Annotated in this window: 1 protein-coding gene; it reads right to left on the reverse strand. The window is 62.9% G+C overall.

The window, feature by feature from the left end; genetic code table 11:
- Window positions 1-352: LysR family transcriptional regulator (locus QN397_RS26630; RefSeq protein WP_323502523.1), on the reverse strand; the 352-nt coding region annotated here is incomplete at its 3' end.
- Between the last annotated feature and the right edge of the window lie 69 nt (window positions 353-421).

Consider the following 421-nt stretch of genomic DNA (forward strand, 5'->3'; position numbering starts at 1 on the left):
TGGGGTGCGCGCGGGCGAAGCGGCCCAGCACGGCGGGCAGCAGCGTCTCGCTGAAATCTTCCTGCAGGCCTAGCCGCACCCAGCCCTGCAGGTCGGCGCCGCGCATGGCGGCGCTGGCTTCGTCGTCGAGTTCGAGCATGCGGTGTGCGTAGGCCAACAGCGTTTCGCCGGCATCGGTGAGTGCCAGGCCGCGCCCCTGTTTGCGAAACAGCACGGTACCGGCCTGCGACTCCAGCTTCTTTAGCTGCGCGCTCACGGCTGAGGTCGAGCGGCCCAGCCTATCGGCGGCGCGCGCATAGCTGCCGAGCGCGATGCCGGTAGAGAAAGTGCGCAGCACGTCGAGATTGAACATGATCTGGCTTGAGTGGGTTACACCTTTATCGTCCTTATTTTCAGGATTGTTAACTCATTATTATCTGAT

Origin of the sequence: Variovorax sp. RTB1 (genome assembly GCF_035018765.1) — a bacterium.
GTDB lineage: Bacteria > Pseudomonadota > Gammaproteobacteria > Burkholderiales > Burkholderiaceae_C > Variovorax.